The 6,425-nt window shown below is 65.0% G+C and carries 3 protein-coding genes; all 3 read left to right on the top strand.

What is annotated here, in order from left to right:
• On the top strand, positions 1-1,265 hold a 1,265-nt coding region (locus tag I6F09_RS07330), incomplete at its 5' end, for a DUF1522 domain-containing protein (RefSeq protein WP_225187756.1).
• A 329-nt stretch (positions 1,266-1,594) separates the two neighbouring features.
• Positions 1,595-3,874, top strand: a complete 2,280-nt coding sequence (locus I6F09_RS07325) for a DUF1522 domain-containing protein (protein WP_225187755.1) — start codon at positions 1,595-1,597, stop codon at positions 3,872-3,874.
• 220 nt (positions 3,875-4,094) lie between these two features.
• Entirely contained in the window at positions 4,095-6,386 is a 2,292-nt protein-coding gene (locus I6F09_RS07320; protein WP_225187754.1) for a DUF1522 domain-containing protein, read from the top strand.
• Positions 6,387-6,425 lie beyond the last annotated feature (39 nt).

Here is a 6,425-nt window from a genome sequence, read left to right as displayed (position 1 = left end):
CCACCAGCGCGGCCTCGCTGGGTGCGACGATCACCGACGGTTCGACGTTGAACGTCAACGGTAAAGTCATCACCTTCAAGAATGCGCCGATCCCGGGCTCGACCGGTGCGCCGAGCATTCCGACCGGCTATGGTGCGAACGGTAACGTCCTCACCGACGGCGCCGGCAACTCGACGGTCTATCTGCAGGGCGGCACGCTGAACGACGTCTTGAAGGCGATCGACCTTGCCACCGGCGTGCAGACCGCGACCATCAGCGCCGCCGGCGCTGCCACGCTTGCGACGGCCTCCGGCCAGACCAACTCGTCGATCAACGCCTCGGGCCAGCTGAAGCTGTCCACTGGCGTCAATGCCGACCTGTCGATCACCGGCACGGGCAACGCGCTGAACGCGCTCGGCCTTGCCGGCAACACCGGAACGGCAACCGCCTTCACCGCGGCGCGCACCTCCGGCATCGGCGGCATCAGCGGCAAGACCTTGACCTTCACCTCCTTCAACAGCGGCACGGCGGTCAACGTCACCTTCGGCGACGGCACCAACGGCACGGTCAAGACGCTCGATCAGCTCAACACCAAGCTGCAGGCCAACAACCTGTCGGCGACGATCGACGCCAACGGGCTGCTGACGATCTCGACCACCAACGACTACGCGTCCTCGACCATCGGTTCGAGCGCCGCGGGTGGTGCGATCGGCGGCACGCTGACCTCGTCGCTGACGTTCTCGACGGCTTCCAGCCCCGTCGCGGATACGGTTGCCCAGACCTCGCGTGCGAACCTGGTGTCTCAGTTCAACAACATCCTGAACCAGATCGACTCGACCGCACAGGACTCCTCGTTCAACGGCGTCAACCTCTTGAACGGCGACCAGCTCAAGCTGGTGTTCGACGAGACTGCAAAGTCGAGCCTCAGCATCACCGGCGTGACCTACAACTCCAAGGGTCTGGGCCTCGCCTCGCTGACCAGCGGTGTCGACTTCATCGATAACGCTGCCACCAACAAGGTGCTGACCAACCTCAACGCCGCCTCGAGCACGCTGCGCTCGCAGGCCTCGAGCCTCGGCTCGAACCTGACGATCGTGCAGGTTCGTCAGGACTTCAACAAGAACCTGATCAACGTGCTGCAGACCGGCTCGTCCAACCTGACGCTGGCCGACACCAACGTCGAGGCGGCCAACAGCCAGGCGCTGTCGACCCGTCAGTCGATCGCGGTCTCCGCGCTGTCGCTGGCCAACCAGTCGCAGCAGAGCGTGCTGCAGCTGCTCCGCTAAGTCGCGGACGACATCGCAAGACGATTACGGCGGCGGGGCTTCGGCCCCGCCGCTTTCTCTTTGCGCACTGTTCGGAGATTTCGAGAGAGCAGGCGCCGCTCGAAAAAGTAACCAGCGGTTATGGTTAATGGATCGTAGTCGCCAGGAATTGCCAATGATTTCAGATGGATTGCGCGCCGTGCGCGCACGGTCCGCCCGCTTATGGTGAACCGGCGCTTATGCGGGCTTCATGCGTTTCACCCTTTGTTAGCCATGTCACGGCACGCTGGCCCCGTCACTCGATCCGGAAGCGATCGAACGAAGACGCGTAAGCCAGAAGGGTAAGAGTCATGTCCGGTATTGTTCTCTCTGCGTCGGTTCGTCAGAACCTGCTCTCTCTCCAGTCCACCGCCGATCTTCTCGCCACCACACAGAACCGTCTGTCGACCGGCAAGAGCGTCAACTCGGCCCTGGACAATCCCACCAACTTCTTCACGGCCCAGTCGCTCGACAACCGCGCCAGCGACATCAACAATCTGCTCGACGGCATCGCCAACGGCGTGCAGGTGCTGCAGGCTGCCAACACCGGCCTGACCTCGCTGCAGAAGCTGATCGACAGCGCCAAGTCGATTGCCAACCAGGCGCTGCAGACCACGGTCGGTTACTCCACCAAGTCGAACGTTTCGACCACGATCGCCGGTGCGACGGCGGCGGACCTGCGCGGCACGACTTCGTTCGCCAGCGCGACGGCGAGCAGCAACGTGCTGTATAACGGCACCGCCGGCGGCACCACGGCCGCGAACGGCACCAGCACGCTCGGCGCCACCATCGGCGTCTTCGCCAGCACGGGCGCAACGGCCGGCGACGGCACCACGGCGCTGGGCGGCACCATGACCCTGATCGCCACCAACGGCACGACCGCGACCGGCCTCGCCGGCAACGCCCAGCCTGCCGACGGCGACACGCTGACCGTGAACGGCAAGACCATCACCTTCCGCAGCGGCTCGGCTCCGGGCGCGTCCTCCGTTCCGGCCGGCTCGGGCGTCAGCGGCAACATCGTCACCGACGGCAACGGCAACAGCACCGTCTATCTCGGCACCGCCGGCACTCCGGCCGCGAACGTCAACGACCTGTTGAGCGCGATCGATCTGGCAAGCGGCGTCAAGACGGTCTCGATCAGTTCGGGTGCGGCGACGATCGCTACGAGCAACGGCCAGACCGCTTCGACCGTCGCTGCGGGCGCCGTCACGCTGAGGAGCTCGACGGGTGCGGATCTGAGCGTCACCGGCAAGGCCGACCTGCTCAAGGCTCTCGCCCTGACGACCTCAACGGGTGCAGGCAACGCCACAGTCAACGTCAACCGTACCACCAGCGCTGCCTCGCTGGGTGCAACGATCACCGACGGTTCGACGCTGAACGTCAACGGTCACGTCATCACCTTCAAGAACGCGCCGGTTCCGGGCTCGACCGGTGCTCCCAGCGTTCCGAGCGGCTTCGGTGTCAACGGCAACGTCGTCACCGACGGCAACGGCAACTCGACCGTCTATCTGCAGTCCGGTACGGTCAACGACGTGCTGAAGGCGATCGACCTCGCCACCGGCGTGCAGACCGCGACCATCAGCGCCGCCGGCGTTGCCACGCTTGCGACGGCCACCGGCCAGTCCAACTCGACGATCAATACGTCCGGTCAGCTCAAGATCTCGACCGGCGTCAACGCTGATCTGTCGATCACCGGCACCGGCAATGCGCTGAACGTGTTCGGCCTTGCCGGCAACACCGGTAATGCGACCGCGTTCACCGCGGCACGCACCTCCGGTATCGGCGGCATCGCCGGCAAGACCCTGACCTTCACCTCCTTCAACGGCGGCACGGCGGTCAACGTCACCTTCGGCGACGGCACCAACGGCACGATCAAGACGCTCGATCAACTCAACACCAAGCTGCAGGCCAACAACCTGTCCGCAACGATCGACGCCAACGGCCTGCTGACCATCACCGCCTCCAACGACTATGCGTCCTCGACGCTCGGCTCGACGGCTGCCGGCGGTGCGATCGGCGGCACGCTCACCTCGGCCCTGACCTTCTCGACCGCTTCCACGCCTGTCCAGGATGGCGTTGCCCAGACGGCGCGTGCCAATCTGGTGACTCAGTTCAACAATATCCTCAACCAGATCGACACCACCGCGCAGGACTCCTCGTTCAACGGCGTCAACCTCTTGAACGGCGACCAGCTCAAGCTGGTGTTCGACGAGACCGCCAAGTCGAGCCTGAACATCACGGGCGTGACCTACAATTCCAAGGGTCTCGGCCTCGCCTCGCTGACGGTCGGCGTCGACTTCATCGACAACGCCGCCGCCAACCGGGTGCTGACCAACCTCAACGCCGCATCGAGCACGCTGCGCTCGCAGGCCTCGAGCCTCGGCTCGAACCTCTCGGTGGTGCAGATCCGTCAGGACTTCAACAAGAACCTGATCAACGTGCTGCAGACCGGCTCGTCCAACCTCACGCTGGCCGACACCAATGTCGAGGCGGCCAACAGCCAGGCGCTGTCGACCCGCCAGTCGATCGCGGTCTCCGCGCTGTCGCTGGCCAACACGTCGCAGCAGAGCGTGCTGCAGCTGCTCCGCTAACAAGCGGCTGAAATCACTGACTAAAATCGAGCGGCGGGGCCTTGGCCCCGCCGCTTTTTCTTTGCGTCCGGGGGCGGGCAGGGGCGTTCATCGGCGGTTAACCCTATCCCTTAAACCGCCGTTAACCATACTTTAAAGGACACCTCCTAAAACTGGACAAAAGGCCGGCTTTCCAGTCCGCGCGGCCGATTCGTATCCGGTTCAAGAGGAAGACTCGCCAATGTCCAACATCGTTCTCTCGGCGTCAGTTCGCCAGAACCTGTTGTCGCTGCAGTCGACGGCCGACTTGCTGGCCACGACGCAGGAGCGGCTGTCGACCGGCAAGAAGGTCAACACGGCGCTCGACAATCCCACCAACTTCTTCACGGCGCAGGGGCTGGACAACCGGGCGAGCGACATCAGCAACCTGCTCGACGGCATCAATAACGGCGTCCAGGTGTTGCAGGCCGCCAACACAGGCATCACCTCGCTGCAGAAACTGATCGACAGCGCCAAGTCGATCGCCAACCAGGCGCTGCAGACCACGGTCGGCTATTCCACCAAGTCGAACGTCTCCACCACGATTCCCGGCGCGACCCCGGCCGACCTGCGCGGCACGACCTCCTATGCGAGTGCGACCGCGAAGAGCAACGTGCTCTATACCGGCGCGGCCGGCGGCGTGACCCCGGTCACGGGAACTGCCGCACTCGGCGCCTCGCTCGGTTCGAGCGCCGGCACCTTCACAGGTACGGCCGCGCTCGCGGCCGACGGCACCACCGCGCTGTCCGGCACGGCGACGCTGGTCGGCACCACGGCATCGACCACCTTCGGCACGCCGCCCGCGGACGGCGACACCATCACGGTGAACGGCAAGACCATCACCTTCCGCACCGGCGTTGCTCCGAGCGCCCAGCCGACCGGCTGGGGCCTCGACGCCAGCGGGCACATCGCCACCGATGGCAACGGCAATTCGATCATTTATCAGGGAACGGCGGCGGCGCCCCTAGCGACCGTCAACGACGTCCTCACCGCCATCGACCTCGCCAGCGGCGTCAAGACCGCAACCATCAGCGCAGGCGCGGCGACCGTCGTCGTCAGCGGTGCGGCGGGTCCCGTCGGCACGCTTCAGGTCGCATCCTCCATCACGGCAGGCGCGGTTACGTTGAAGAGCTCGACCGGCGCCGATCTGAGCGTGACGGGCAAGGCCGACTTCCTCAAAGCACTCGGCCTGACGTCCGCGACCGGCGCGGGCAACGCGAACGTGACCGCGAACCGCTCGACGACCGCGGGTTCGCTGGGCACCCTGGTCCAGGACGGCTCGACGCTGAACATCGGCGGCAAGACCATCACCTTCAAGAACGCGCAGACGCCGCAATCGACAGCGAGCGTGGCCACCGGCTATGGCGTCAGCGGCAACGTCGTCACAGACGGCAACGGTAACTCGACGGTCTACATCCAGAGCGCGACGCTGACCGATCTGCTTAACGCGGTCGACCTCGCCACCGGCGTCAAGACCGCCAGCATCTTCAACGGCGCGGCAACCATCTCGACCACCGCGGGCCAGATCCCGTCGTCGGTCAACAGCAGCGGTCAGCTTGCGCTCTCGACCGGCATCAATGCCGACCTGTCGATCACCGGCACCGGCAATGCGCTCAGCGCCTTCGGCCTCAGCGGCAACACGGGAACGGCGACGGCCTTCACCGCGGCGCGCACTTCGGGCGTCGGCGGCATCAGCGGCAAGACCCTGACCTTCACCTCCTTCAACGGCGGCACGCCTGTCAACGTCACCTTCGGCGACGGCACCAACGGCACCGTCAAGACGCTTGACCAACTCAACGCGCAGCTTCAGGCCAATCACCTGACGGCCACGATCGATGCCAACGGCGTGCTCACGGTGACCACCGTCAATGAATACGCCTCTTCGACGCTCGGCTCGACGATCGCGGGCGGCGCGGTCGGCGGCACGATCACCGGCGTTCTCGCCTTCACCACCGCGCAGCCGCCGGTCCAGGATCCGGTGGCGCAGACCGCGCGCTCCAACCTGGTCAACCAGTTCAACAACATTCTGGCCCAGATCGACACGACCTCGCAGGACTCCTCCTTCAACGGCGTCAACCTGCTCAATGGCGACACGCTGAAGCTGGTCTTCAACGAGACCGGCAGCTCCACGCTGAGCATCAACGGCGTGGTGTTCAATGCGGCGGGCCTCGGTCTCAGCAATCTCGTCAACGGCGTCGATTTCATCGACAACGGTGCCACCAACAGGGTGCTGGCCAGCCTGAACGCGGCCTCGAGCACGTTGCGTTCGCAAGGCTCCACGCTCGGTTCGAACCTGTCGATCGTGCAGGTGCGTCAGGACTTCTCCAAGAACCTGATCAACGTGCTGCAGACCGGCTCAGCCAACCTGACGCTTGCCGACACCAATGAGGAAGCGGCGAACAGCCAGGCGCTGTCGACGCGCCAGTCGATCGCGGTCTCCGCGCTGTCGCTGGCCAACCAGTCGCAACAGAGCGTGCTGCAACTGCTCCGCTAATTCCGCAGCGCAACTTCGCTATTCGAGATTACGCGGCGG

Origin of the sequence: Bradyrhizobium sp. IC3195 (assembly GCF_020193585.1) — a bacterium.
GTDB classification, from domain to species: Bacteria; Pseudomonadota; Alphaproteobacteria; order Rhizobiales; family Xanthobacteraceae; genus Bradyrhizobium; species Bradyrhizobium yuanmingense.
The sequence above is the reverse complement of the archived record's forward strand: the minus strand, read 5'-3'. Positions and strand labels throughout refer to the sequence as shown.

Bases quoted from the DNA above. Each gene is read 5' to 3' on its own strand.
- I6F09_RS07325 (WP_225187755.1), top strand. From the start codon at position 1,595: ATGTCCGGTATTGTTCTCTCTGCGTCGGTTCGTCAGAACCTGCTCTCT.
- I6F09_RS07320 (WP_225187754.1), top strand. From the start codon at position 4,095: ATGTCCAACATCGTTCTCTCGGCGTCAGTTCGCCAGAACCTGTTGTCG.